22 protein-coding genes are annotated in these 25,354 nt (G+C 60.9%); 18 read left to right on the top strand and 4 right to left on the bottom strand.

Annotated features, from left to right (window positions below; genetic code table 11):
• The first annotated feature begins 101 nt into the window (after positions 1-101).
• The 4 genes from PMI35_RS11885 to PMI35_RS11900 all read left to right on the top strand — a co-directional run bounded on the left by PMI35_RS11885 (position 102) and on the right by PMI35_RS11900 (position 4,632).
• A complete protein-coding gene (locus PMI35_RS11885) occupies positions 102-1,157 on the top strand; it encodes a tartrate dehydrogenase (protein WP_008061662.1) in 1,056 nt (351 codons plus the stop codon).
• Positions 1,158-1,263: 106 nt separating this feature from the next.
• Positions 1,264-2,619 (top strand): dicarboxylate/amino acid:cation symporter, encoded by a 1,356-nt coding sequence (locus tag PMI35_RS11890; RefSeq protein WP_008061661.1) that lies wholly within the window; start codon positions 1,264-1,266, stop codon positions 2,617-2,619.
• Positions 2,620-2,811: 192 nt separating this feature from the next.
• Positions 2,812-3,726: a universal stress protein gene (locus PMI35_RS11895; RefSeq protein WP_008061659.1), complete on the top strand. Its 915-nt coding sequence runs from the start codon at positions 2,812-2,814 to the stop codon at positions 3,724-3,726.
• A gap of 21 nt (positions 3,727-3,747) precedes the next feature.
• Positions 3,748-4,632, top strand: a complete 885-nt coding sequence (locus PMI35_RS11900; RefSeq protein WP_008061658.1) for a universal stress protein — start codon at positions 3,748-3,750, stop codon at positions 4,630-4,632.
• 54 nt (positions 4,633-4,686) lie between these two features.
• Here the strand turns inward: PMI35_RS11900 and PMI35_RS11905 are convergent, their stop codons facing one another.
• Positions 4,687-5,112: a potassium channel family protein gene (locus PMI35_RS11905; protein ID WP_008061657.1), complete on the bottom strand. Its 426-nt coding sequence runs from the start codon at positions 5,110-5,112 to the stop codon at positions 4,687-4,689.
• Between the two features lie 159 nt (positions 5,113-5,271).
• Here PMI35_RS11905 and PMI35_RS11910 point away from each other — a divergent pair, with 159 nt between their 5' ends.
• From PMI35_RS11910 to PMI35_RS11945, 8 genes are all read left to right on the top strand, one after another.
• Entirely contained in the window at positions 5,272-5,949 is a 678-nt protein-coding gene (locus PMI35_RS11910; protein WP_008061656.1) for a thermostable hemolysin, read from the top strand.
• Entirely contained in the window at positions 5,939-7,426 is a 1,488-nt protein-coding gene (locus PMI35_RS11915) for an AMP-binding protein (protein WP_008061655.1), read from the top strand. The genes PMI35_RS11910 and PMI35_RS11915 overlap by 11 nt, the downstream gene beginning before the upstream one ends.
• Positions 7,423-8,097 carry a TenA family transcriptional regulator gene (locus PMI35_RS11920; RefSeq protein ID WP_008061653.1) on the top strand — a complete coding sequence of 225 codons (675 nt, stop codon included), beginning with the start codon at positions 7,423-7,425 and terminating at the stop codon, positions 8,095-8,097. The genes PMI35_RS11915 and PMI35_RS11920 overlap by 4 nt, the downstream gene beginning before the upstream one ends.
• Positions 8,084-8,893 (top strand): SDR family oxidoreductase, encoded by an 810-nt coding sequence (locus tag PMI35_RS11925; protein WP_008061651.1) that lies wholly within the window; start codon positions 8,084-8,086, stop codon positions 8,891-8,893. The genes PMI35_RS11920 and PMI35_RS11925 overlap by 14 nt, the downstream gene beginning before the upstream one ends.
• Positions 8,890-9,534 carry a tetratricopeptide repeat protein gene (locus tag PMI35_RS11930; protein WP_008061649.1) on the top strand — a complete coding sequence of 215 codons (645 nt, stop codon included), beginning with the start codon at positions 8,890-8,892 and terminating at the stop codon, positions 9,532-9,534. The genes PMI35_RS11925 and PMI35_RS11930 overlap by 4 nt, the downstream gene beginning before the upstream one ends.
• 11 nt (positions 9,535-9,545) lie before the next feature.
• Entirely contained in the window at positions 9,546-10,208 is a 663-nt protein-coding gene (locus PMI35_RS11935) for a response regulator (RefSeq protein WP_008061647.1), read from the top strand.
• Positions 10,205-11,572 carry an ATP-binding protein gene (locus PMI35_RS11940; RefSeq protein ID WP_008061645.1) on the top strand — a complete coding sequence of 456 codons (1,368 nt, stop codon included), beginning with the start codon at positions 10,205-10,207 and terminating at the stop codon, positions 11,570-11,572. The genes PMI35_RS11935 and PMI35_RS11940 overlap by 4 nt, the downstream gene beginning before the upstream one ends.
• A gap of 73 nt (positions 11,573-11,645) precedes the next feature.
• Positions 11,646-13,049: a DHA2 family efflux MFS transporter permease subunit gene (locus PMI35_RS11945; protein ID WP_008061643.1), complete on the top strand. Its 1,404-nt coding sequence runs from the start codon at positions 11,646-11,648 to the stop codon at positions 13,047-13,049.
• Here PMI35_RS11945 and PMI35_RS11950 read toward each other — a convergent pair.
• Together PMI35_RS11950 and PMI35_RS11955 are read right to left on the bottom strand one after the other, a co-directional pair.
• Positions 13,046-14,509: a sensor histidine kinase gene (locus tag PMI35_RS11950; RefSeq protein ID WP_008061641.1), complete on the bottom strand. Its 1,464-nt coding sequence runs from the start codon at positions 14,507-14,509 to the stop codon at positions 13,046-13,048. The two genes, PMI35_RS11945 and PMI35_RS11950, sit on opposite strands and share 4 nt — an antisense overlap.
• Positions 14,510-14,725: 216 nt before the next feature.
• Positions 14,726-16,429, bottom strand: coding sequence for an ABC transporter ATP-binding protein/permease (locus PMI35_RS11955; protein WP_008061639.1), 1,704 nt, complete (start codon positions 16,427-16,429; stop codon positions 14,726-14,728).
• A 199-nt stretch (positions 16,430-16,628) separates the two neighbouring features.
• Here PMI35_RS11955 and fhuF point away from each other — a divergent pair, with 199 nt between their 5' ends.
• Positions 16,629-17,318, top strand: coding sequence for a siderophore-iron reductase FhuF (gene fhuF, locus PMI35_RS11960; RefSeq protein WP_081504847.1), 690 nt, complete (start codon positions 16,629-16,631; stop codon positions 17,316-17,318).
• Positions 17,319-17,425: 107 nt separating this feature from the next.
• On the opposite strand, the gene PMI35_RS11965 is transcribed toward fhuF, so the two are convergent.
• Positions 17,426-19,057 carry a cyclic peptide export ABC transporter gene (locus tag PMI35_RS11965; protein WP_008061636.1) on the bottom strand — a complete coding sequence of 544 codons (1,632 nt, stop codon included), beginning with the start codon at positions 19,055-19,057 and terminating at the stop codon, positions 17,426-17,428.
• Between the two features lie 293 nt (positions 19,058-19,350).
• Here PMI35_RS11965 and PMI35_RS11970 point away from each other — a divergent pair, with 293 nt between their 5' ends.
• The 5 genes from PMI35_RS11970 to PMI35_RS11985 all read left to right on the top strand — a co-directional run bounded on the left by PMI35_RS11970 (position 19,351) and on the right by PMI35_RS11985 (position 25,234).
• Positions 19,351-21,411, top strand: coding sequence for a TonB-dependent receptor (locus PMI35_RS11970; RefSeq protein ID WP_008061634.1), 2,061 nt, complete (start codon positions 19,351-19,353; stop codon positions 21,409-21,411).
• 178 nt (positions 21,412-21,589) lie between these two features.
• On the top strand, positions 21,590-22,906 hold the full coding sequence (locus PMI35_RS33345; RefSeq protein WP_008061632.1) for an alpha/beta hydrolase: 1,317 nt from the start codon (positions 21,590-21,592) through the stop codon (positions 22,904-22,906).
• 20 nt (positions 22,907-22,926) lie between these two features.
• Positions 22,927-23,322 (top strand): phasin family protein, encoded by a 396-nt coding sequence (locus PMI35_RS11975; RefSeq protein WP_008061630.1) that lies wholly within the window; start codon positions 22,927-22,929, stop codon positions 23,320-23,322.
• The gene (locus PMI35_RS11980) at positions 23,323-24,414 is read left to right on the top strand and encodes an alpha/beta fold hydrolase (RefSeq protein WP_202949502.1); all 1,092 of its coding nucleotides are present in this window, start codon (positions 23,323-23,325) and stop codon (positions 24,412-24,414) included.
• A gap of 49 nt (positions 24,415-24,463) precedes the next feature.
• Complete coding sequence (locus PMI35_RS11985; RefSeq protein ID WP_008061616.1) at positions 24,464-25,234, top strand: SDR family NAD(P)-dependent oxidoreductase; 771 nt, start codon at positions 24,464-24,466, stop codon at positions 25,232-25,234.
• Positions 25,235-25,354 lie beyond the last annotated feature (120 nt).

The raw sequence follows: 25,354 nt of genomic DNA, 5'->3' as shown, positions 1-25,354 counted from the left end.
TAACTCACGCTCATTTACTCACTACATATACTCCGCTCACCCCCTGATTGAACACCCCGTTCAACAGGCACAACAAAAACGTGAAGAGAGTGGAGTTAACGATGAGCGCATACAAAATTGCTGCGGTTCCAGGTGACGGCATTGGTGTTGAAGTGATCGCCGCGGGTGTCGAGGTGCTGCAAGCCCTGTCGAAAAAGTCCGGCTTTGAGCTGGATTTCAAACACTTCGACTGGAACTCGGACAATTACCTGAAAAACGGTTACTACATCCCCGAGGGCGGGCTGGAAGAACTGAAAACCTTCGACGCGATTTTCTTTGGCGCCGTCGGTGCGCTCAACGTACCGGATCATATTTCCCTGTGGGGCCTGCGCCTGCCGATCTGCCAGGGCTTCGATCAATACGCCAACGTGCGTCCGGCGCGCGTGCTGCCCGGGGTGAAAAGCCCGCTGCATAACGGCGACCAAATCGACTGGGTGGTGGTGCGTGAAAACTCCGAGGGCGAATACTCCGGCAACGGCGGCCGCGTGCACCGGGGTTTGCCGGAGGAGGTCGCCACCGAGGTCTCGGTATTCACCCGTGCCGGGGTGGAGCGCATCCATCGCTTCGCTTTCGAGCTGGCGCAAAGCCGTCCGCGCAAGCACCTGACCATGGTCACCAAGTCCAACGCCCAGCGGCACGGCATGGTGCTGTGGGACGAAATCTTCTATGAGGTCGCCAAGGACTTCCCAGACGTGAAGATCGACAAGGAATTGGTGGATGCAGTGACCACGCGCATGGTGCTCAAGCCGTCGACACTGGACGTGATCGTCGCCACCAACCTGCACGCCGATATCCTTTCCGACCTGGCCGCTGCGCTGTCCGGCAGTTTGGGCATCGCGCCGACTGCCAACCTCAACCCGTCGCGCAAATTCCCGTCGATGTTCGAACCGATCCACGGCTCTGCCTTCGACATTACCGGCAAAGGTGTCGCCAACCCGATCGCGACATTCTGGACGGCGGCGATGATGCTTGAACACCTCGGCGAGCCCGCCGCGGCCAAGCAACTGATGTCGGCCATCGAAGCCGTAACTGAAAGCGGCCTGCATACCCCGGATCTGGGCGGTAACGCCACCACCCGGCAGATCACCGAGGCCATCATCGCCTTGATCAACCGCTGATATTTTCCAGCGATTCAAAGAGTACTGCGGCACAACGCCGAGGGGCGGATCACTGGGTCCGGCTCCTCGGCATTTCCTGACAACAATAAAAAATCAGGGCCCTGTCATGAAAAGAATATTTGGCAAACTCTACGTACAAGTGCTCATCGCCGTCATTCTCGGCGCCATCGTCGGCGTCTTCATTCCCGAGACCGGCACTGCGCTCAAGCCCTTGGGCGACGCGTTCATCAAACTGATCAAGATGCTCCTGGCCCCGGTGATCTTCCTGACCGTGGTCACCGGCATCGCCAAGATGGAGAACATGAAGGAGCTGGGGCGCGTCGGGTTTCGCGCGTTGATTTATTTCGAGGTGGTTTCCACCCTGGCCCTGGTGGTCGGCCTGGTGGTGGTCGATGTCTTCAAACCTGGCGCCGGCATGAACATCGACGTCGCCACCCTCGACACTTCAAGCCTTGCCACCTATACCTCCGCGGTCAAGCACGCCTCGTTCATGGACTTCATCATGAACATCATCCCCGACACCATTGTCGACGCCTTTGCCAAGGGCAATGTCCTGCAGATCCTGCTGTTCTCGATACTGCTTGGTGTCGCGCTGGCGTATGTGGGGCCGCGCGGAAAAGTCTTCGTCGACACCCTCGATAGCCTGATGCAGGGCATGTTTCGCATCGTCAACATGGTCATGCGTCTGGCGCCCATCGGTGCCTTCGGTGCCATCGCGTTCACCATCGGCAAGTATGGCTTCGGCTCGCTGTTTTCCCTTGGCAAACTGATGGCCTGCGTCTACCTGACCTGCGCGGTGTTCGTGATTTTTGTCCTGGGGCCGATCTGCCGCTACAGCGGTTTCAGCCTGTGGAAGTTCCTCAAGTTCATCAAGGAAGAACTGTTCACCGTGCTCGGCACCAGCTCTTCGGAGTCGGTGTTGCCGCAGATGATTGCCAAGATGGAAAAGGCCGGTGTTTCCAAGCCCGTGGCCGGCATGATCATTCCCTCGGGCTTGACCTTCAACCCGGACGGCCAGGCGATTTACTACACCATCGCCGCGATCTTCATCGCCCAGGCCACCAACACGCCACTGACCCTGACCGATCAGTTGATTGTGCTGGCGGTGTTGATGTTCACCTCCAAGGGCTCGGCGGGCGTCACCGGCTCAGGCTTCATCATCCTGGCGGCAACGCTCTCGTCCCTCGGCACGATTCCGGTGGCGGGCATGGTGTTGCTGCTGGGTGTCGACCGGTTCATGTCGGAAGCGCGTGCGATCACCAACACCATTGGCAATGGCGTGGGCACCATGGCCATCGCCAAATGGGTCGGAGCGCTGGACACACAAAAAATGCACAAGGCCCTCAATGGCGACGCCGAAGACAGAACGCCCGAGGTAGCGCCGGCAGAGAGTGCCGCCGTGGCGCCATCGTTAGCCATCAACCCTTTGCGCGCGAATATGGAGAAAGCCACGAGGGCGTAAGGGGCAGGGCGCTCAAGCCGGAACGAATGCTGCAATCTCGAGGATTGGATCGCCCCGCTATGGACCGAGTACCGGAACATCGCGGGGCGATTCTTTACAGCGTGCTTGATCCAGATCAATTCGCACGAGGTACAAGCGCGCAATGTTGAAGCATGCCGGCAGGTGATGACCGGGATCGAACGGAGGTGTGTGATGGGCCATTATCAACGGTTGCTACTGATCGCCGATCAAAGCCTGCGGCAGTCCCCCGCCATGCAGCGCGCCGTCGCCCTGGCCAAGGCCGCCGGGGCTGCGCTGGATGTGCGGGCCTTTGTCGAACCGGCGCCCGTGGCGCGTTTGTGGGAGGACAAAGTCGACGACGCAGAGCAGCAGCGCTATTGGCGTCGCTACCGCCGCTGGGAGGCCGAAGAGTTCGATCGGCTCAGCGACCTGGATCTGGAGGTCTCGGTCAAGGCCGTCTTCACCACCCATCCGTTGCTGGACATCTTGAAGACGGTGGAAGACCTGAAGCCAAACCTGCTGATCAAGGATGTGACCCTTGAACCCGCGCTGAAGCGGGTGTTCATCACGCCACTCGATTGTCACTTGTTACGCGAAAGCCCGGTTGCCGTGCACCTGGTCAACCACGTCCGCTACAGCTTGCCCCACCGAATCGTGGCGGCGGTGGACCCGTACGATTCGACGGCACAAATCAGCGGGTTGAATGACACCATCATCCAGACAGCCAATGCCCTGGCCCTGCAATGCGATGCGCCGTTACACCTGCTGTACGCCTATGACTTGTCGCCCGTGTTCAACAGTGACGCGCCAATGGCCGGGGGCGGTTGGGGCGTCGACTGCTTCGAGGAGATGCGGCAATCCTTGCACCAGGCTTTTCTCACACTGGCGGAGCGCTACGGCGTGCCGCCTGAGCGACGCCATTTCGTCATGGGGCTGCCAGTGCCGGTGATCAGTGAATTCGTCGAGGAGTTTCTGGCCGATGTGGTGGTGATGGGTACTGTGCACCGGGTGGGGCTCGAACGGCTGATCGGTAGCAATACGGAGCGGGCGCTATACTCGGTGCCGGGGAGTCTGCTGGCGGTCAGGCAGCGTGCCAGCTTTGAATGATGATCTGACTGGAGACCTGTCATGAGCCAGTACCAACGGTTATTGCTTATCATCAACCCGGCCCTGCGCCATCCCTCAGCCATTAACCATGCTGCAGCGCTGGCCAAGGCCAGTGGCGCGAGCCTGCATATCGCGGCGCTGATTCCCTCATTCAAATGGCTATCGCTGCTTGAAGAAGGCGATCGAAAACTCGCTCGGGAGCACTACCTGCAGGACCACCGCGACTGGCTTGAGGCCCAGGCAAAACATCTGCGTGGCACAGGTATCGAGGTGACCAACGAGGTGGTTTGGGCTGAGGACATGAAACAGGACATCCTTGATCACGTCGCAGAGCTGCAACCCGACCTGTTGATCAAGGACATTCAGCATGAATCAGCGCTCCAGCGCGCCTTCTTCACGCCTTTGGACTGGCATCTGCTGCGCCATTGTCCAGTACCGGTGTTTCTGGTGGGTCGCAGTGGCGCCGCATTGCCACGCAGGGTGGTGGCAGCCGTCGAGGTGTCAGACAGTGAGTCAGCCGACAACGAACTGAATGAGCAGATCATCAAACAGGCCGCAAGCCTTGCCCTGCAGTGTGGCGCCGAGTTGCATTTGTTGTACGCCTGCGATATCACGGCGGGTTATCTGGCGGACATGGGCGGTCTGGCGCTCGCCGACCTCACCCGAGAGCTACGCACCGATCTGGAACAGTCCTTCCTGAGGTTGGCCGGGCGTTTCGGCGTTCCCCCTGATCGTCGGCATTTCATCCAGGGGCATCCGGTGTCGGTGCTGAGCGAGTTCGCCAATGAGCATGACGTGGATGTCATCGTGATGGGCAGGGTTCAGTCCCATGGGGTGGGCAAACTGCTGGGTAGCACCACCGAGCATATCCTGTATCAAGTGCCGTGCTGCGTTCTGGCGGTTTAGATCGAATGGAGGCGTGAATTGTCGCACACTGCCTGCTACGCCTGGCAAACGTGATTATTTGCGCTTCCAGTACTTCTGCATTTCCAGAAAGAGGAAGGACGCGGTCCACGTTATCAGGACCAGCCCGGTCAGGGCCTCAAGCCCGGTCAGGTACTTGAGGTCGCCCACCGGTGAAATATCGCCGAAGCCGATGGTCGTGTACGTGGTGAAGGAAAAGTACACGCAGTCCATCAGCGAACCGTCGAAATTGCCCGTCAGGCTGCCCCATTTGCCGGAATGCACCATCAGGTAATAGACCAACGCGAAGCACCAGACTTCTGCAGCGTGGGCCAGCAGGGCGCCGAATACTCCGACGACAATCCTGAAGCGGCTCCACAGCTTGAGCCGGGGCAGCCAGTCGTTGAGACGCAGCAGGCATTCGTAGTGGATCACGATGGCGAGGATCACCACCAGCGCATTGATCAGCGTGACAGCCAGCATGGCCAATCTCCCGAGGGCCGATCCAATTGGAGCCGGCAGCTGATAAAAATCAACCGGCCTTGAGCCAAGCGTAGCGATCAATAGCCTCTTCACCTTCAGACTTCGTTAAGAAATCCCTTTGATACTGCTCCCCAATTGATCCGGGGGAGGGGTTTTCCAATGTCCGAATTCAACTGGAACGTGCAGTTGCCGCTGTATTTCGGCCAAGCCGAAACACCGCCCATGAGCCTGCTCAGGGCCTTGCCCGACGACGCGCAGCGGTCGGTCTTCGAAGGCTTCATCCAGCAGCGATTTCGCAAGGCCCACGGCGCCGACATCCGTCATTTCATGCCAGAACTGTTTGGCATGAGCGATGCGTCCGGTGCCTTGTGTGCGGTGGCCGGGGTGCGACTGGCAGGCACGCAACCGCTGTTTCTGGAGGGCTATCTGGACGAGCCGATCGATCCGCTGATCAGCGCCGCAGCGGACCGGATCGTAGACCGATCCGCCATCGTCGAAGTCGGCAATCTGGCGGCCGCCGACACGGGCAGTGCGCGCATGAGCATCATCGCGATGACCTACGTGCTGGCCATGGGCGGTCTGGAGTGGGTGGCGTTCACCGGCAATATTGGCCTGGTCAACAGTTTCCATCGCCTGGGTTTGAAGCCGGTGACACTGTGTGCCGCCGATCCTGCGCGCCTGGGCGAAGACCGCCATGCCTGGGGCAGTTACTACGAAAGCAAACCCTGGGTTCATGTTGGCAATATCCGCAGCGGGTTCATTCATTTACGCAACACAGGTCTGTTCAGTCGACTGGGTTTGCCTTCGTCCATCGAGGGCTGCTGCCATGTCGCCTGAAGTCGAGCGTTTCCAACAGACGCTGCGCGATCAAGCCGAACGCAAGGGCAATGGCATTGCCTTGTGGGGCGATCAGTTGAAACTGGACTACGCCACCCTGTACGCCGAAGTGATCGACCGCCAGCAACGGCTGCGCGATGAACACATCAAGGTGTTTGCCCTGGCGTTGGACAATGGCGTCGAAGCGATGCTCTGGGACCTGGCCGCGCTGTTCGAAGGCTTGACCTGTGTCGCGCTACCGTCTTTCTTCAGCCCGGCGCAGTGCCGTCATTGCCTGGAACAAAGCCAGGCCGAAAGGGTGATCGCCGAACCGCAACTGGCGGCGCCACTGCAAGCGGCCGGCTATGACTATGAAACTACCGCTGGATTCTGGCGCCGCACCTTCAGTGACTCGAAGCGCATGCCCGAAGGCACCGCCAAGCTGACGTTCACCTCCGGCACCACGGGGACACCCAAAGGCGTGTGCTTGAGCGCCGAGAGCATTCTGCGGGTCGCCCGCGAACTGGATCAGGCCAGTCGAAGCTGCCATCCCCGGCATCATCTGGCGCTGCTGCCGCTCGCCATTTTGCTGGAGAACATCGGTTGTTACGCTGCGTTGTATGCCGGCGCGACCTTGAGCCTGCCCAGCCAGGAAGCCCTGGGGATTCAGGGCGCCAGTGGTGTGGATGTGCCGCAACTGCTGGAATGCCTGGCCAAACGATCGCCCCAGAGCCTGATCCTAGTGCCGCAGTTGCTGCTGATGCTGGTCAGCGCGGCCGAGCAGAAAGCCTTCGATCCAGAACATCTACGGTTTGCCGCCGTGGGCGGTGCGCGGGTTAGCCTGGATTTGCTGCATCGTGCCCAACGTGCAGGCGTGCCGGTCTACGAAGGTTATGGACTGTCGGAATGTGCCTCGGTGGTGTGCCTCAATACACCGCAAGCCTGGCGTCCTGGCAGCGTCGGCCGGCCCTTGCCCCATGTGCAGATTCGCCTGGCCGACGACGGCGAAGTGCTGATCAAGGGCTCGACGCTGCTGGGTTACCTGGGAGAGGCGCCGCACGCTGATCAGTGGTGGCCCAGCGGTGATCTCGGCGAGTTCGACAAGGAAGGGTTTCTCTACCTCAAGGGCCGCAAGAAACATCAGTTTGTTACGAGCTTCGGGCGCAACGTCAACCCGGAGTGGATCGAAGCCGAACTGACCCAGCGCCGTCATATCGCCCAGGCTTTTGTCCATGGCGAAGCCCTGCCGGGCAACCATGCATTGCTCTGGCCGTACCGTGCGGACTGCCCGGACGAGCAATTGGCCGCCGCCGTGGCCGAGGCCAACGAGGCCTTGCCCGATTACGCCCGGGTCCGGCACTGGACCCGCCTGGAACAACCCTTCACCGCTGCAAATGGCCTGCTGACGGCCAACGGTCGCCCACGCCGCGATGCCATCGTCGAGCGATACCGGGTCCAGCTGACTGAGTCGGCACTTTTCGAGGAACCCGCACCATGAGCTTTTTCGACACGCTGCAAGAGGCCACCCACCAGGAGCGCAACACGCTGTTCAATCTGCCGATCATCGTCGATGCCCTCGAAGGCAAGGTCAGCCTGGAGAGCTACCGGGCCTTCCTGGCCCAGGCCTACTACCACGTGCGCCACACCGTGCCGTTGATGATGGCCTGCGGTGCACGCCTGCCGTCGCGCCTGGAGTGGCTGCGTGAGGCCGTATGTGAGTACATCGAGGATGAGTACGGCCACGAACAATGGGTACTCGATGATATCCAGGCCTGTGGCGGCGACAAGGAAGCGGTGCGCGACGGCCAGCCTTCGTTGGCCATCGAACTGATGGTCAGCTTTCTCTACGACTTGATTGCCCGGGGCAATCCGGTAGGGCTGTTCGGCATGGTCAATGTGCTGGAGGGCACCAGCATCGCCCTGGCCACCCATGCCGCCGGCAGCATTCGCGAGCGCCTGGGGCTGCCGCAAAGCGCCTTCAGCTACCTCGATTCCCACGGGTCGCTGGACATCGAGCATATGCAGACCTACCGCCGACTCATGAACAAACTGCACGACCCTGGCGATCAGGCCGCCGTCATCCACGCCTCGAAAGTGGTTTACCGGCTTTACGCCGACATGTTCCGTGGCCTGCCACGGGACGGGGAGAACCCGCATGCGCCTGTCTGAGGCTCGCGTGGTACTGACCGGCGCCAGCGGCGGCATTGGCCTGGCGATCGCCACCGCTCTGTGCGCCAGTGGCGCCACGGTGCTGGCCGTGGCTCGGCATCGGGAGGCGCTGGAGCCCTTGCTCGAACGCTATCGGGACAGGCTGTTCTGGGTGGGCGCCGACCTGACAGTGCAGGCCGACCGGCGCAAGGTGCTGGCCGCCGCCGAAGTATTGGGCGTGATTAACCTGCTGATCAATGCGGCCGGAGTCAACCACTTCGCCATGCTCGAACAACTCGATGACAGCGAAATCAACGCGATGCTGGCGGTGAACATCAGCGCGCCGGTGTGCCTGACCAAAACCTTGCTGCCACTGCTCAAGCAGGCCGACAGCGCCATGGTGGTGAACGTCGGTTCCACCTACGGCTCGATTGGCTATGCCGGTTACGCCAGTTACTGCGCCAGCAAATTCGCCCTGCGCGGGTTTTCCGAAGCCCTGCGCCGGGAATTGGCGGACACCCGGGTCGGTGTGTTGTACGTCGCACCGCGCGCCACCCGCACGAGTATGAACAGCCCGGCGGCGCAGGCCTTGAACGACGCACTCAAATCCAGCGTCGACGACCCGCAGACCGTCGCCTCGGCGGTCATCCACGCCATTGCCGGCGACCGCCGCGACTTGTACCTGGGCTGGCCGGAGCGCTTTTTCGTGCGCCTCAACAGCCTGTTGCCCCACCTGGTGGATCGGGGTTTGCGCAAGCAATTGCCACTGATTCGCCGCCTGAGTCAAAAGCCGGACAACGAGAACCTCGAGCCATGAAAAAATTTGCCGCGTGTTTACTGCTGGGCGCCTTGAGCCAGAGCGTTTGGGCCCTGGACGCCGCCGATCAGCAACGTCTCAATGGCATCCAGCAGAGCTGGGCGCATATTCAGTACGAATTGCCCGAGGGGCAGCGCACTGCCGCCTTCGAAAAACTCGCCACCCAGGCGGCTGCGTTTACCCAGGAACGCCAGTCAGTGGCCGAGGCCTGGATCTGGTCCGGCATCGTCACCAGCAGCTGGGCCGGCGCCCAAGGGGGGCTTGGCGCCCTGGGCAAGGTCAAGGACGCCAGGCAGTATCTGGAAAAAGCCCTGACCCTGGACCCCAAGGCCTTGCAAGGTTCGGCCTATACCAGCCTCGGTGCGTTGTATGACCGCGTGCCAGGCTGGCCGATCGGTTTCGGTGACGCCGACAAAGCCGAGCAATTGCTCAAGGTCGCCTTGCAGATGAACCCCAATGGCATCGACAGCCTGTACTTCTGGGGGGACCACCTCTACCGTCAAAAGCGCTACGCTGAGGCCAGGGCCGCGTTGCAAAAAGCCCTGTTGGCAGCCCCTCGGCCCGGTCGGGAAACCGCCGATACCGGGCGTCGCAAAGAGATCGAAACACTGCTGGTGGACGTGAACAGGAAACTTGGCTGACAGGAGCCCGCGTGCGCTTACTACTGATTGAAGATGATGTGGCCCTCGGCGAAGGCATTCATCAAGCCCTGGGGCGCGAAGGCTATACCGTCGACTGGTTGCAAGACGGCAGCAGCGCCTTGCATGCGCTGCTTAGCGAAACCTTTGACCTGGCGGTGCTTGACCTTGGCCTGCCGCGCATGGACGGGCTCGAAGTGCTGCGGCGCCTGCGCGACAGCGGCTCGAACCTGCCGGTGCTGATTCTCACGGCCCGGGATGCCACCGAAGACCGCATTGCCGGGCTCGACGCCGGGGCTGACGATTACTTGATCAAGCCCTTCGACCTGGCCGAGTTCAAGGCGCGCCTGCGCGCCCTGTTGCGGCGCAGCGCCGGGCGCGCACAGGTGTTGATCGAGCACGCTGGCATCAGGCTCAACCCTGGCACCCAGCAAGTCAGCTACCAGGGCGAGCCGGTGGCGCTCACGCCCAAGGAGTATCAGCTGTTGCACGAACTGCTTTCGCCGCCGGGCCGGGTCATGACCCGCGACCATCTGATGCAATTGCTCTACGGCTGGAACGAGGAGGCTGAAAGCAACACCCTGGAAGTGCACATCCATCACCTGCGCAAGAAGTTCTCCACCGACCTGATCCGTACCATTCGCGGCGTCGGTTATCTGGTGGAGGAGCGTCGGTGACGTCGATCCGCCGTCGCACCCTGACGCTGATCATCGGCCTGATGCTCGCGGGTCTCGGTGTGATCAGCGCCTTGAACCTGTACGACAGCCATCACGAAATTGCCGAAGTCTACGACGCCCAACTCGCGCAAAACGCGCGATTGCTGCAAGGCGTGCTGCGCATGCCACTGGCCAGCAAGGAGCACGCCGAGTTGTATGAGGCGTTCAACAAGGCCTTGAGCGAAGCGGTGCCCAGGGGTGACGGTCACCCCTATGAAAGGAAGATTGCCTTTCAGGTCTTCAATCCCCAGGGCGAAGTGCTGGTGCACACCGCCAGCGCTCCCTCTTTTACCGTTGCCCCCTCCATGCCCGGCTTCAGCGATGTGGTGGACCTGAACAACCGCCACTGGCGCGCGTTCCTGCTGGAAGACAAGCAAAATCACCTGCGGATCTGGGTCGGTGAACGGGACGACGTACGGGCGGACCTGGTCGACCGGATCGTGCGCCATACCCTTTGGCCCAACATGTTGGGCAGCCTGCTGCTTGCGGTGATGGTCTGGCTGGCCATCGGCTGGGGTCTCAAGCCGCTGGCGAACATGGCGGCGACCCTGCGTGCACGGCACAGCGGTTCACTGGAGCCGTTGCACCTGTCGCCACTGCCCAGCGAGCTGGAGCCCATGCAAGCGGCGCTGAACCGCGTGCTCGCGCAGATTCAGGAAGTACTGGGGCGTGAGCGACGTTTCATCGCCGACGCCGCCCACGAAATGCGCACGCCGCTGGCGGTGCTCAGGGTGCATGCGCAGAACCTGATGGAGGCGGGGAGCGAGGCGGAGCGCCGCGCATCGCTGGAACACCTGATCGCTGGCGTGGACCGGACCAGCCGACTGGTCAACCAGTTGCTCACGATGGCGCGTATCGAACCCCAGGCAGGCGTTCAACCCCCTGAATACATTGACCTGCAAGCCACGGTTCGCGACAGCCTGATTCAGCTGACGCCCTGGTTGTTGGGCAAAAACCTGGAGCTGGTGTTCGATGTCAGCGGCGACGTCAGCCAGGTAAAAGTCGATCCCGCCGCCATTGATATTGCGTTGAACAACCTGGTGACCAATGCGGCGAATTTCTCGCCTGTGCATGGGCTGATCACCGTCAGGCTGGCCAAAACCGAACAGGGCTATGAACTGTCCGTGGAGGACGAGGGGCCGGGGATCCAGGAAGAGGACCGCGAGCGGCTGTTCGAGCGATTTTACAGCCGGGCAAATGACCAGGGAGCAGGCTTGGGACTGACCATTGTTCGGGCCATTGCCGATCGCCTGGGCGGGCAGGTCAGGCTGGAGAATCGCGAGCAGGGTGGATTGCGCGCTTCGTTGGAAATCCGGCGCTTTTGACGTTGTCATTTACATGACGCAAAGTGCGCAGGTTAGCCAGTCGAGCAACCACGCAGTCAAACAGGAATGACCGATGTCCCAACGCCGCTCAACATGGATTGCTCTATTGGTAGCCGTCACGTTCTTCATGGAGAACCTCGACGCCACGGTGATCGCGACCGCGTTGCCTGACATGGCCAGGACGTTCGGCGTCGCGGCGGTGGACCTGAACATTGGCATGAGCGCCTACATGCTCGCCGTGGCGGTGTCCATCCCCATGAGCGGCTGGTTGGCTGATCGTTTCGGCTCGCGCCTGGTCTTCAGTTCGGCGATCGTCCTGTTCACCTTGTCTTCGTTGATGTGCGGGTTGAGTGACAGCCTCGAAACCTTTGTCGCCGCTCGCGTGCTGCAAGGCATCAGCGGCGCGATGATGGTGCCGGTGGGACGGCTGGCAGTGCTGCGCAGCACCGAGAAGAAAGACCTGGTGCGCGCGATCTCATTCATTACCTGGCCCGGCCTGGTCGCACCGGTACTTGGCCCTCCCGTGGGTGGTTTCATCGTCACCCACGCTTCCTGGCCGTGGATTTTCTATCTCAATCTGCCATTGGGCGTGTTGGCCCTGATTGCCGCGCTGGCCTTGCTGCCCAAACGGGACGACGCCAGTGCGAGGACGTTCGATTTCAGAGGCTTTCTGTTGGTGGGTATCGCCAGCGCTGCCTTGCTGTATGGCGTGGAGATGCTCGGGCAAAGTCGTGACGATGTGCTGCAAGGCCTGGCACTGAGTGGCACCGGTGTGGTTCTCGGCATTTTCGCCTGGCGCCATATGCGTCGGCATGCGCAACCCTTGTTGGCGCTGGGTGTAACCGGTATTCGTACCTTCAACGTCTGCCTGTGCGGGGGCTCGATTTTCCGGATTGCCATCAGCACCTTGCCGTTTCTCCTGCCGCTGATGTTTCAACTGGCTTTCGGTCTATCTGCGTTCGATGCGGGGCTGCTGGTATTGGCGGTATTTGCCGGCAACCTGGCGATGAAACCCTTCACCACCTGGGTGATGCAGCGTTGGGGATTTCGTCCGGTGCTGATGGTCAACGGCATCCTTGGCGTCCTGGCGATCGCGGCGTGTGCGCTGCTGGATGAGCGCATGAGTCCGGCGCTGATCCTGTTCATCCTGTTCGTCGGTGGCCTGTCGCGCTCCATGCAGTTCACCGTGTTCAACACACTGGCCTTTGCCGAAATCCCCAAGGAACAGATGAGCGACGCTTCAACCTTGTTCAGCATGTTCTTCCAGTTGAGCATGGCGATGGGGGTGGCCATCGGCGCGTTGCTGCTGCGCCTGGCCATGAACATCCATGGCACCGCAGGGCACGCCGAGACTGCCGACTTCCAGCTGACATTCCTGTGTGTGGCGGTGATTGCGGCCATCGCCTTGCTGGACAACCTGCGACTGCCGCCCCAGGCGGGGGAGGCGGTGTTGCAGCGTGCACGGGCCAAGGATTAGTGCGGTGCGTTGGCTTTCCCGTCCTGGACCCTGAAACTCAAGTGCACCGATGTTCCCTGTTTGTCCTGGATTGTCAGGCGCGCGTCGCCGCCGAAACATTCCATGATCTGCCTCACCATGATAAAGCCAATACCCAGCCTGCCTTGTCGGGTGGTGTAGAAAGATTTGAAGGCCATCAGTTGCTGTTGCCGGGAAGATCCACCCCCGGTGTCGCAGATGGTCAGGTTCAGCCGTTGTTGGGCATCATCCAGGCGAGCCTCGATGTTCAGGGTTCCTGCGGTCGGCATCGCCTCTATGGCATTGGCAATGACGCTTCTCAAAATCTGCGAGAGCAACAGCGGATTGCTGATGACCCGGGGCGTGGATTCATTTTTGAACGCCACCTGGATTTTTGATGCACTCAGTTGCGCACTGAAGCTGTCGAGTGCGACCTGTACCATCTCCATCGGATCCACCAGCTCTGCCTCGCCGCGGATCGGGCCCAGGCACAGGAGCAATTCCTGTACCCATCGCGACATCCGGTCCACCTGAGCGACAATATTGTCGAGGTGCTTGCTTGCAGGCTGGCCGTCCATGTCATTTGCCAACTCTGCGCTTGAACGGATGCAGGCCAGTGGGTTACGCAGGCTATGGGCAATGGCCGTGGACACTTCGCCCAAGCCAACGTAGGTCTTGTTGGCAACGACTTGAGCTTCTTTTGACGCCAACTGGATCGATGTTCGTCGGGCAATCCAGTAAATCCCGAAATAAACCATCAGACCGCCCATGGTGGACAGCCAGATTAGCCAGTGCCCGTGGTTGAGGCGTTCAATGAGGTCCGCAGGCTCCCTGTAGATTTCAACCACCGCCAGAATTTTCCCTTGGTCATCGACGATAGGGATGTAGCTTTCGATGAAGAATTCTTTCGGGGGGTGCAGGAATTTCTGTTCGCTGCGGTCTGCATCGACATTGCTGTACTTGGTGGATATCCGCTCCTTGGAACTGAATGCCTGCTCAAGCTCGTCATTCAGGAATGCTCGCCCAACCAGCTTCTTGTTGGTTGACCAGACCACTGTTCGAAGTGGGGAATAGATATTGATCAGGAGCGAGTTCGGGAGCTGCGCAAGATAGTCCAGGAATTCGAAGCTGATGGGCTGTGCGATCTGCTTCTGGTCTTGTGGCATCGTCTTCTGTTGAGTGAATGCCAGCAACTCCCCGATCTGCATACCCGCCAGTCCGTGATGGCGTATATCACCCTTTGCGATGGTCTGGATGAACTGTGCTGACGTCAGTGCATCGCGCTCGAGGCTTTCCGCGACCAGGAAACTCGTCGACAAAGAGCCCAGCCCAAATGCAATCACACTGACGAGAAGGAAGCTGGCAATCGAAAACCAGCGCAGCAGATTGAATTGTTGAGTGGGTGCAATCGAGTCAACTGTTCCAGGGCGAAAACATTTATACAGCACGTCGATTGCAGGCATAGGGAGTACTCCAGGGTATGCTGCATTCCAGCAGCTTCAACCACTCAACCAAGCCCTGGGTGAACAGCAGTATCCATGCCAATGCAATGCCGCGCTTGCGCGGTGCGCCTGGCAACCGTCTCACCAGGGAAACACCGGGCCCGAAGCGGGTACTAAAACCCATATGTGGGGGCATTTTCCCCTGAGCGCCGGACAGCGGTTGCGCGCCCTGCGCAGTCAGACGGGCTGCACCACCTTTCGATGCAGCCACCGGGCTTCGCCTTGCAGTTCCAGCACGTGCCGATGGAAGCGTTCCAGCGAGGCATTGTGGCCGACGCTGATCAGGATCGCCTCCGGCAGTGTCTGTTTGAGCAACTGATAGCAGCGCGTTTCGTTCGCATGATCCAGTGCCGAACTGCTCTCATCGAGGAACAGCACGCTGGGGCGGACCATCAGTGCCCGAACGAAGGCACAGCGTTGCTGTTCGCCGACGCTCAAGGTCTGGGCCCAATCCTGTTCCTCATCCAGTTGTTCGCCCAGGTGTTGCAGGCCGACTTGTTGCATGGCCAGGCGCAGTTCGAGGTCGTGATCGCGATGGGGGGGCAGGGGATACCAGAGCGCATCGCGCAAGCTGCCCAGCGGCAGATAAGGTTTTTGCGAGAGGGTCAGGGTGCGCGCCCGGTCGTAACGGGCCGAACCGCGAGCATGGGGCCAAAGTCCCGTGAGCGCACGAATCAGTGTCGACTTGCCGTAGCCGGACGGCGCGCTGATCAGCAGGCTGTCACCGGGCTCAAGTGACAGGTTAAAGCCTTCGAGCAAGGTCCGGCCGTTTGGCAGCCAGATGTCCAGATCCTTGATATGCAGGCCGTCGGACTGCTGGCTCAGGCTGACCCCCGACTTGACATCGACCTTGTCCAGGCGCTCCTGGAAACCGATCAGCCGGTCGATCACCGATTTCCAGGCCGACAGTTCCGGGAACACCTCTACCAGGTAGGCGATGGCCGCATGCACTTCGCCGAAGGCGGCGCTGATCTGGGTCAGGCGACCAAGAGGAAACGCACCGGCAAAAAACTGTGGCGCCATGATGAACATCGGGATGACCGTGGCGCTGCGCAAGTAGAAGGTCGAGTAACCCATGATCAGCTTCTGCTTTTTCACCAGCGCCCAGAAGTTCTCCAGCGCCGCTTCCAGGCGTTGGTTGAAACGGGCATTCTCCATGGCTTCGCCGCGGTAATGGGCAACCGAGTCGGCGTTTTCCCGCAAGCGCATCAACGAGAAACGAAAGTCGGCTTCGCGCCGCTGTTGCATGAAGTTCAGCCGTGGCAATGCGCGCCCCAGCCAGAACGCCAGACCCGTGCCCAATAGCGCGTAGACCAGGGCGATCCACACCAGCAACCCCGGGATGACCAGGGATTGCCCGGCAAACGGCACACTGACCAGGCTGGAAGCCTGCCAGAGGATATGCAGGAAGGAAAACAGCGACACCACTGACGTCAGCAACCCCAGGCTCAACTTGAGCGACTTGACGATGAACAGGTCGATGTCCTCGGCGATGCGCTGATCAGGGTTGTCGACGTCGGTCTCGGTCAGCTTCAGCCTCTGGTAACGCTGGCTGCCCAGCCATTGGCCGAGCATGTTGCGGGTCGCCCAACGGCGCCAGCGCAACGTCAGTTTTTGCTGGAAGTGAAACGCGGCGACGGTAAAGGCCGCGGTGCCGACCTGCAGCGCGATGAACTGCACGCCGCCAAGGAGAAAACCGGCGTAGTCCTTGTCCTGCAGGGCGTTGTAAAAGTGCAGGTTCCAGAAGTTGGTGAGGATGTTGACCCCGACCAGGCACAGGGTCATCAACACCGTACCCAGCAACAACAGCAGGGCCGGGTACTTTTGTTCGGATGCCCAGAAAGGCCTTGCCAGACGCCAGAAGTTACGGAGTGTTTGCATGAGGTCCTTGTGAGCCCGGTCGCTGGCGACGTTGAGTTTGCAGGAGAGGACGGATAGGATCGGCCAATGCTAATCGTTTGCAATTAACAGGGATAGTCACGGGAGTCCCGTTATCGAATTTCCAGAATGGCTGACCCAGGCCTGGCCGCCGATTCAGCGGGTCATCTGCAATGCGCCGGGTGATCAACCCTCCATCGCCTTGAGTCGGCTTGCCGACCCCGCCGTGCTGCACCCCTTGCTGACCCGGTTCGCCTTGCTTTATCCGGGGGTGAACCGTGCTGCGGTGGTTTCGCAGTGGTCGATGAACTACATGAGCATCGTTCTACCGGCCGCGTTCGCCTGTGTACTTACCCGCCAGGCAGCGCTCGATTTCTGGGAAGGGCAGGCGGTGCTGCTGCACGATGATGGTCAACCCCAGGCGGTGGGGTTGGCTGTCCAACCAGCGAAACTGGCCCCGCAATACCGCGCGACCTACTGGTCGCGGTTGATCCACGAACACCTGGCGCCGCTGTTCGTCACCCTGGCCGCCGCCGGTGGCCTGGCTCCGAAAATACTGTGGGGCAACATGGTCGCCATCTGGGACGGCGCCTTCGCCAGAATGGATGCCGACTTGTCCAGGGACGGGTTCGCCGAGGCGCACCAGTGGCTGGAGCAGGCGATCGTCAACGATGGCCGTCTGAAGCTGCGGGGCCTGCAGCGCATGGTCGAATCACCGGCGCCGCAGATTGTCCCCCGACTGCCATTGCGGCGGCATTGCTGCCTGCATTACCAGCTGCACGAACCCGTTGAAGGCGAACCGCTGGTGCTGTGCGAATCCTGCCCCAAGCTGCATCGCCTGCCGGTGGCAGAGCAGGTGAGCTACCTGCACTACATCTACCAGGACGGTTGAGCGCCTCGACTTTGTAGGAGCGAGCCTGCTCGCGATGGACGTCAACGATAACGCGCCCTGTCTGGATAAACGCGTCGCCCTGGAGTTTTTCGCGAGCAGGCTCGCTCCTACAGGGGAATGCATTCCGCCCGGGGCGTGACATCGCTGAGCATGCCGTTTTCGATGCGAATCAGTCGGTCGGCCAGGTCGAAGTAGGTATCGTCATGGGAAATGACGATCACCAGTTTGCCGCGCTCGCGCAGGTCCGACAGGATCCTGCTGTAGAAAAACTGCTTGAACACCGGGTCTTGATCGGCCGCCCATTCATCGAACAGATAGCAGGGGCGATCATCCAGGTAAGCACTGAGCAGCGCCAGGCGCTTGCGTTGCCCCGTGGACAACGCCAACGTCGTCAACCGGCCTTCCTCGATCTGCACCTTGTGGTCCAGTTGCAGGTGGATCAGGTACTCCTGAGCCTGCTGCAACCGTTGCGGGTCGTCGCCATCCAACAGGTTTTCGAACAGGCAAAAGTCGGTGAAGATCGCCGAGAAGTGCTGGCGGTAACGGTGGTTGTCGCTGGCCGAGGACACGCTCTCGTCGAGCACGATGTCACCACTCTCCGGCCGGTAAAGGCCGGTCAGCAACAACCCCAGGGTGGTCTTGCCGCTGCCGTTGCCGCCGGTGATGAACACCACCTCCCCGGCATCGAGGGCGAGGTCTATGGGGCCCAGGGTGAAATGACCGTCCTCGCGTTCGCGGTAGTAAGTGTGGGTGACCTGCTGGCACACCAGGCGGCGAACCCTGGTCGCAGTCCTCGTGTCGAGGGACTCGTTGGCACCTTGCAGTTGGCCTTCCAGGGCGCGGATCTTGTTCAGTGCTACGCTGGCCCGACCCAGGGTGGGCAGGGCATGCATCAGCTCCGACAGGGGGGTGATCATGTAGAGGATGGCCAGGATGTAGCCGGTAACCAGGCTGGCGCTCAGCTCGATGAAGTGCGGCGCGGCGAACAGCACCACGCCGATCAGCAGGTAGAACACCGCATTGCCCCAGTTGAGCACCACGGCATAGATACTCATGCCATGCACGAAATCCCGACGGTACTGCTGGCTCACAGGAAGCAGCAGGCGAGTGAAGAAGTGTTGCCGGCGCGGGTGGTTGAGCTGCAATTCCTTACTGCCGTCGGTGAGCAGGCGGTAGTGATCGAACAATTGATCCTTGAGCTCGCGAGCCTGGGCGATCGAGGTCAGTGCCCGGCGTTGCGGCCAGTTGAAACTGAGGCTGCCCAGGGCGATCAGCAACAGCGTCAAACCCAGCAGTGGCAGACTGAGCCAGCCCAGGTAACCCAGGCAAGCGGCAATGATCCCGGCATTGACCAGCAAGATCGGCACCCACTCTACCGCCTGGCTGATGGCCTGCGTGTCGTCGGTGAGCATGGCCAGCAGGCGGTGTTTGCCCAGGCGCTGCAATTGCGCGTAAGGGGTATCGACCAGCCTGGCACTCAGGTGCAGGCGCATATCGTGAACCGCGCCCTGGCCCAGGCGCAGCAGGCTGATGTCGGAAATCACCCGCGAGACCGCCACCAACACCACCAGGCCGGCAAAGTACAGGCCGTCTACCGGTCGCAGTTGGTCGAACACCGTCAGGCTGTGGTTGATGTTGGCGATCAGGCCCGCCGCTGCGAGGCCGCAGACCAGTCCCGTGAGTGTCGCTATCAATAAAGCGCGCCACGAACGTCTGGCCATGAGTAACAACAAATCCATTTCACGCGGCTCCGTCAGTAGGGCGCCATCAAGGCGGGCAACCCGTTGCTGCTGCAAGGTAGCGGTCAGCTTAACCATTGTGAATGCAAGGCTGCCAACCCTGGAAACAACGGTTCAGGGGGCGAGCGAAATGTATTCGATCCGATACGAAGTGGCACTTTAAATACAAATGAGAGGGGTTATCAATAGTGTTTGTTTAAGCATTACTTTAGATTAAACTCCCGCTGGCTGTAGGAACACGGCGTTCTGGACGTAAGAAAAAACACAAAATATCTGTCGCAGGGGAGCGGGGCGTGAATTTCAAAAAAACTACAATGGCGTTGGCGGTGGGCTCGGCGGTCTGCCTGTCCAACTGCGTATGGGCGGCCGAACCATCGGGCTCACTGGAAATTGCGCCCATCACGGTGACGGGTGAAAAAATCAACCGCACCCTGGAGCAGACCCAGTCGAGTGTCGCCGTAGTGACGGACAAGCAACTGCGCGAGAAGGAAGACCATAGCCTGGTCGATGTCTTCGCCCGCACACCGGGTGTCTACAACACGTCCGGCAACGAAAACTGGGGTATCCGTGGCGTGCCGGTCTCCGGCTTCGATGACCAGGGCCCGGCCGCGCTCAATGGCGCAGTCTCGGTATTCGTCGATGGCGCCGTGCAGCCCAACCGTGCCCTGACCCTGAGCCCGATGCCGCTGTGGGATGTCGAGCAGGTCGAAGTATTCCTCGGCCCGCAATCCACCACCCAGGGCCGCAACTCCCTGGCCGGTGCCGTGGTCATCCAGACCAAAAATCCCACCTTCGAACCCAGCCTTTCGGCGATGGCCAATGGCGGTACCTATGGTGAACGCGGTGGTGCGGTGGCCGGTGGCGGCGCGATCGTCGACGACAAGATCGCCGGCCGTATCGCCGTGGATTATCAGGAGGGTGATGGTTACATCGACAACCTCTTCAACGGCAACGACGCCAACCAGACCCGCACCGCGAACTACCGTGGCAAGCTGCTGATCCTGCCTAACGATGATCTTGATGTGCTGCTGACGTATGCCCATGCTGAAAACCGCAAGGGCGATAACGCGGTCGTTCGCCAAGGCGACAGGATCCGTTATTACAAAATCGACTCCAACACAGACGCCTACGACAAACTCAAGCAGGACACCGTCAGTGCCAAGGTCGACTACCGTCTCAATGACGACTGGTCCATCACCAGCCTCACGGCCAACACCGACTCCGATTACGACGCCCGCCTGGACTTCGACCAGTCCTCCGTCGACAACCAGGTGGTGCTGCGCAAGCAATATGGCGATCTGTTCAGCCAGGAACTGCGTCTGAACTACAACTCGGACACGGTGAAGAGTTTTGCCGGCCTCTACTACGGCCACAACACCAACAATTTCCACGACCGCTTGTTCTTCGAAGGCGATCCGTTCGGCACGGTCAAGGGCGATACGACGATCGAGAACAAGGCGGTGTTCGGTGAAGTCAACTGGACCTTCGCCCCGCGCTGGACCTTGATCACCGGCCTGCGCTACGACCACGAGACCAACGACACCGACGTCAAGGAAGATGATTTCTCGCAGCCTGGCAAAGACAAGCAGACCTCCGATGCCGTCCTGCCCAAACTCGGACTCGACTACGAGCTGGCTGCCAACCAGTACCTGGGCTTCATGGTGCAGCGAGGTTATCGCGGTGGCGGCGTCAACGTCCGTGCCGGCAGCGGACACGAATCCTACGATCCGGAATTCACCACCAACTACGAGCTGTCCTACCGCGCCTCGTTCATGGACCAGACCCTGCGTACCCGCGCCAACCTGTACTACACCGACTGGAAAGACCAGCAGGTCAGCGTGCTGAACCCGCAAACCGAGTTCCTTGACGTGTTCAACGCCGGTAGCAGTGACATCAAGGGCCTGGAAGTTTCCGTTGAAAAAGACTTCGGCCAACAGCTGACCCTGAATGCCGGTGCCTCGGTGACCGATGGCAAGTACAAGGACTTCGTCACCAGCGACGGCCGGGACATGAGCGGCGAAGACTTCCTCTTTTCGCCCAAGTACAAGATGGCGCTGGGCGCGACCTATCGCTGGAATGACCGTGTGACCCTCAACACTGATGTCGTCTGGCAGAGCACTTCCCCGTCCGAGTACGAGTTCGATGACGCGGGCCAGGTTACCGGCGAGCGCAAGGCCGACGCCTACTGGCTGGCCAACTTCAACGCCGAGTACAAGCTCACCAGGAACGTCTCGATATCCGGCTACGTGAAGAACGCCTTCGACAAGGAATACGTCACCAACAACCGCAGTGGCGACATCATCGATGTCGGCGCCCCGCGCACCGCGGGCCTGATCCTGCGCTACGACATGTAGGCAACGGGCGCGGGGACCGTGGTCCCCGCGCTTGCCGGGAGATCAGGAACGTTTTGGCTCAAGTAGAAACGATTGCACCAGAGCACAAGGGGGGGGCGTCACCCCCATCCACATGAGGGGGAGAGTGGACCGGCAGTAATGGGTAGGCTGTTGGCAGGACACATTCGAGGGGCATTGAATGACAGCGCCAAACGGTTTACCCGCGGGAAAAACACGCAAGAACACCCAGCAAGTCTGGACTCGGGTCATCGGTATGCCGCACGTGCGTCGAGCGGATCGTCCCGATCGCGATGCCCGGGCTTTTCTACGCATCCTCAACATGGCCACACGCCTGCGCCCGGTCGAACACTATTCGCTGCGCGCACTGCGTGAAGTCTGGCGCCTGACCTCGCTGGCCCTGGGGCAACAGCCCCCGGTCGCCACTGTGAACGAGACAGTCATCGACGGCCCGGGCGGGCCCATCGAGTTACGTATTTTCAAACCGCATCAAACCGATCAGCTACTGCCGGCGTTCCTTTGGTGTCACGGTGGCGGATTTGTGGTCGGTGGGCTGGATAGCTGCGAATCGATTTGCCGCAGCACGGCCCGCAACGCCAATTGCATCAGCATCGCCGTGCGCTATCGACTGGCGCCGGAACATGACTTGGCAGCGGGGCGTGAGGATTGTCTTGCCGCGCTGCAATGGGTGGCCGAGAACGGAGCGACGCTGGGTATCGATACCTCGCGACTGGCCATCGGCGGCGATTCGGCAGGTGGCAATATCTGTGCTGCCGTGGCCCAGCAAGCGTTGCGTAACGGGGGGCCGGCGCTCTGCCTGCAGGTGCTGGCTTATCCGGCGACCGACCTGGTGCAGGAGTTTCCTTCATTCGCAGAGAATGCCGAAGGCTTCATGATCACGGACAGGCTGCTCGCGCAGATCAACCAGACCGTGGCCGGCTCGCTCCATTCGCTCAATCCCGAAGCGCCTTGGCTATCCCCGCGTCGCAGTCAGGATATGCAAGGCCTGCCACCGGCGCTGGTCATCAGTGCAGGATTCGACCCGATCCGCGACGACGGGCTGGACTATAGCGCTCGCTTGCGCGCAGCCGGGGTGCCGGTGGAGCTTTTGCATTACGCGGGCCAGTTCCATGGCTTCCTGAATTTCGATGCCGTCATCGGTGCGGGCGCTGACGCCTTGCAGCGTATTGGCGAGTCACTGGCGGGTGCCTTTCGCACCGAGCCCGCGGCGGATCGCACGGTGGAAATTGCCGACAGGGCAGCCGCGCAACCCTCACGCCTGTGCGCGGCGATGGGGGAGCTGTCGACGTCGAGCCTGATGGTCTCGGTCGCAACCGAACGCTGGACCGGCACGCTCTTGCGCGAGGTTTCTCCGGTTTGCGCCAGCACCCTGCGGGTGGCGCTGCGGCCCTGGAGCGCACCCTTGTCCCTGATGCGCCGCCGGCTGAGCGCACGGCTCGATCGGCGGATCGCGCACCAGACCTATCCACAAGCGTAAAGCTGAGCAGGAGTATTGCCATGGGCATTCTTGATCCATTTCATATCTGGCGTGAAGCAATCGGCCTGGTCGAGGGCGAAATCAACTCGCTGGCTGCGCGAAAGCTCGAGTCGGCGGAAGTCGCCAAGGCCGTCAACCAGTTCTCCAAGGTATCGCTGGGTGTCCAGCATGTGTTCGACCGGTCGTTCGCCAGCGCCTTGCGCCGCCTGGAGCTGCCCAGCCGGTCTGAAGTCGATGCGCTGGCAACCGCTGTGCAGCGCATCGAAGACAAGCTCGATCGCCTATTGCCAGCGCCCGTCAATGACGCGCTTGTTCCTCGGCCCTCACGCGCCCGTCAGCCGTCACCGCCGGCTGCGCCGAAAAAAGTGAAACGAACCCTTAAACCGGCCACCAGGCGCGCGCCCAAAGAGGATTGAATGATGGCTGCAACGCAACCGCATCAAGGTCACGTCCGCGCTTTCGCGGGCCGACTCTGCACCGAGGTCGACCGGATGGTCCAGCGCCGGCTCAAGGGGCTCGAATTCCTCGGTTCACCCGGCCCCGCGATGGGCAAAACGCCCCGGACGTTATTGCACCGGCGGGGCACGCTGGGCCTGTATCGGTATCACGCGACCTGCCAGGACGTGTATCGGGTGCCATTGCTGTTGGTGATGGCCCCCACCAACAAGGCCTACATCTTCGACCTTGCCGAGCGCCAGAGCCTGATCGAGTTTCTCCTCGATCGCGGTTACGACGTCTATGTGATGGACTGGAATGCACCGACCCAGGCCGAGCGCACGCTGCGGGTTGAAGATTATGTGCTGGACTTCATTCCCGACTGCATGGCCCGGGTACAGGCAGACGCCGGGGTCGATGAAGTGACGCTGGCCGGTTACTGCATGGGCGGCGTGCTCTCGACCCTGTATGCGGCGCTGCATGTCGACGGCCCGCTGAAGAACCTCCTGTGCTTCACGACGCCGGTGGACTGGTCGCAGATGAGCTGGTCGCGAGGCATCGCCAATCAACGCTTTTTCGAGATCGACAAGCTGGTCGATACCGTGGGGATCATCCCCGGCGAGATGATCATGGCGGCGATCGACCTGCAACGCCCTGCCAGCCGCATCGCCGGGCAACTGCGGCTGTGGGACAACATGTGGAACGACGCCTACGTCAGGCACCACCGGATGATGGTGGGTTGGGGCAACGACCACTTGCCGCTGGCCGGCGAATACTACCGCCAGGTGATCAAGGAATTGATGTGGAACAACGGCCTGCATGAAGGCAGCTTGCACATTGCTGGCCGCAAGATCGATCTGGCAAACATCAAGGTGCCCTTGCTGCACGTCATTGCCGAGCACGACTCGCTGGTGCCTCCAGCCTGTGCGCGACCGTTGGTGGCGATGGTCGGATCATTGGACAAGCAGGAACTGGTGTTGCCGGGCGGCCATGTCAGCTTGATAGCTGGGCCGGCTGCGAAAAAACGCATGTGGCCGGCACTCGATGAGTGGCTGGGGCAGCGCTCCCTGTAAGGCTTTCAACCCTTCCGATAACACACAAATTCAACAGTGGAGAACTGCGATGAACCTTGGTGCGATGCTCAGCGGACAACGGATTTTGATCACCGGCGCGTCTTCGGGACTGGGCAATCACTTCGCCCGATTGGCGGCCAGTTGCGGTGCCCAGGTGGTGATCGGCGCGCGACGTACCTCACGGCTGGAGGCCCTTGCCGTCGAGCTTTCGGCGCTTGGTGCCGAGCAGGTGACGGTCGTTGAACTGGACGTTGCGTCCCAATCCTCGGTGGCGCAGGCCGTCGCTACGATTAACGCAACGGGCAAGCCCCTGGATGTGGTGGTCAACAATGCAGGCGTCGGCCATGAAGGGGCGGCGATGACCCAGCCGATCGATGAGTTCGACGACATCATCGCCACCAATCTTCGCGGCGTCTGGCTGGTGTCCACGGAGGTGGCGCGGCTATGGAAAGCCCAGGGGCAGGGCGGAATCATCGTCAACATCGCCTCGATCCAAGGGGAGCGGGTGATGCCGGGCGTGGCGGCCTATTCGGCTTCCAAGGCGGCCGTCGTGCACCTGACCAAGAGCCTGGCGCTTGAGTGGGCCCGTGATGGTATTCGGGTCAATGCGATCGCACCCGGGTACATTTCTACCGAGATGACGCAAGCCGCTTGGGACACGCCACAGGGTGCGGCCCTGATCAAGCGCATTCCCCTGCGCCGCCTTGGGACTGCGCAGGAGCTGGATGGGGCGTTGTTGTTGCTGTCGACGCAGGCCTCGTCCTGGATGACGGGGTCGGTGATTACGGTGGATGGCGGGCATCTTGTTTCGGGACTCTAGAGGTTAGGGTCTACACTTTGTCGAGCCAGGCTTGTCGGCGAAGGCGGCCTGACAGGCAATCTATTGTTTGTTGACCGCGTACATATCCATTCGTGCGGTAACAGCCACTTAGGGTTTCGC

This window comes from Pseudomonas sp. GM78, assembly GCF_000282475.1.
Classification (GTDB): Bacteria; Pseudomonadota; Gammaproteobacteria; order Pseudomonadales; family Pseudomonadaceae; genus Aquipseudomonas.
This window is presented reverse-complemented; position numbering and strand designations above follow the sequence as displayed.

Excerpts from the sequence above, each read along its gene's own strand:
- PMI35_RS11900 (WP_008061658.1), top strand. The coding sequence starts at position 3,748 with ATGAGCCAGTACCAACGGTTATTGCTTATCATCAACCCGGCCCTGCGC.
- PMI35_RS11915 (WP_008061655.1), top strand. The coding sequence starts at position 5,939 with ATGTCGCCTGAAGTCGAGCGTTTCCAACAGACGCTGCGCGATCAAGCC.
- PMI35_RS11975 (WP_008061630.1), top strand. The coding sequence starts at position 22,927 with ATGGGCATTCTTGATCCATTTCATATCTGGCGTGAAGCAATCGGCCTG.
- PMI35_RS11905 (WP_008061657.1), bottom strand. The coding sequence starts at position 5,112 with ATGCTGGCTGTCACGCTGATCAATGCGCTGGTGGTGATCCTCGCCATC.
- PMI35_RS11895 (WP_008061659.1), top strand. The coding sequence starts at position 2,812 with ATGGGCCATTATCAACGGTTGCTACTGATCGCCGATCAAAGCCTGCGG.
- PMI35_RS11930 (WP_008061649.1), top strand. The coding sequence starts at position 8,890 with ATGAAAAAATTTGCCGCGTGTTTACTGCTGGGCGCCTTGAGCCAGAGC.
- PMI35_RS11955 (WP_008061639.1), bottom strand. The coding sequence starts at position 16,429 with ATGCAAACACTCCGTAACTTCTGGCGTCTGGCAAGGCCTTTCTGGGCA.
- PMI35_RS11890 (WP_008061661.1), top strand. The coding sequence starts at position 1,264 with ATGAAAAGAATATTTGGCAAACTCTACGTACAAGTGCTCATCGCCGTC.
- PMI35_RS11985 (WP_008061616.1), top strand. The coding sequence starts at position 24,464 with ATGAACCTTGGTGCGATGCTCAGCGGACAACGGATTTTGATCACCGGC.
- PMI35_RS11885 (WP_008061662.1), top strand. The coding sequence starts at position 102 with ATGAGCGCATACAAAATTGCTGCGGTTCCAGGTGACGGCATTGGTGTT.
- PMI35_RS11945 (WP_008061643.1), top strand. The coding sequence starts at position 11,646 with ATGTCCCAACGCCGCTCAACATGGATTGCTCTATTGGTAGCCGTCACG.
- PMI35_RS11950 (WP_008061641.1), bottom strand. The coding sequence starts at position 14,509 with ATGCCTGCAATCGACGTGCTGTATAAATGTTTTCGCCCTGGAACAGTT.
- PMI35_RS11925 (WP_008061651.1), top strand. The coding sequence starts at position 8,084 with ATGCGCCTGTCTGAGGCTCGCGTGGTACTGACCGGCGCCAGCGGCGGC.
- PMI35_RS11910 (WP_008061656.1), top strand. The coding sequence starts at position 5,272 with ATGTCCGAATTCAACTGGAACGTGCAGTTGCCGCTGTATTTCGGCCAA.
- PMI35_RS11980 (WP_202949502.1), top strand. The coding sequence starts at position 23,323 with ATGATGGCTGCAACGCAACCGCATCAAGGTCACGTCCGCGCTTTCGCG.
- PMI35_RS11920 (WP_008061653.1), top strand. The coding sequence starts at position 7,423 with ATGAGCTTTTTCGACACGCTGCAAGAGGCCACCCACCAGGAGCGCAAC.
- PMI35_RS33345 (WP_008061632.1), top strand. The coding sequence starts at position 21,590 with ATGACAGCGCCAAACGGTTTACCCGCGGGAAAAACACGCAAGAACACC.
- PMI35_RS11965 (WP_008061636.1), bottom strand. The coding sequence starts at position 19,057 with ATGGATTTGTTGTTACTCATGGCCAGACGTTCGTGGCGCGCTTTATTG.